The organism is Gluconobacter sp. P1D12_c, from assembly GCF_018812105.1.
GTDB lineage: Bacteria > Pseudomonadota > Alphaproteobacteria > Acetobacterales > Acetobacteraceae > Gluconobacter > Gluconobacter oxydans_A.
On the sequence record NZ_JACSIQ010000682.1, the window covers coordinates 1 to 395 of the forward strand.

At 58.1% G+C, this 395-nt stretch carries 1 protein-coding gene; it reads left to right on the forward strand.

From position 1 onward, the window contains the following. Positions 1–39: 39 nt before the first annotated feature. On the forward strand, positions 40–395 hold a 356-nt coding region (locus KP705_RS20475), incomplete at its 3' end, for an IS5 family transposase (protein ID WP_308267679.1).

The following is a 395-nucleotide window of genomic DNA, read 5'->3' on the forward strand; positions in this document are numbered from 1 at the left end:
GAGGCTTTTGGTCGATCACGCGGCGGTTTTACGAGCAAAATCCACGCCCGGTGCGACAATCAAGGACGTCCTTTCGGCTTTGCCCTTAGCGGAGGTCAGCTCTCGGATTACACAGCCACAGATACCCTGATGGCGTTTGCGGTTCCAAACCCCARRGCCATGCTGGCYGAYCGGGGCTATGACAGCGACAGCTTCCGCCAGAATCTGCTGATCCATGGGATCCTGCCGGTCATTCCCTCACGCAAAGGCCGCAGCGTTCCTCAGAAAACAGACTGGCGGCGTTACAGGGAGCGCAACCGCATCGAGCGGCTGTTCAAYMAMCTCAAGCAGATGCGMCGYATCGCGACCCGATACGACAARACCGCCYTGTCCTTCATGAGCTTCCTCAATATCGC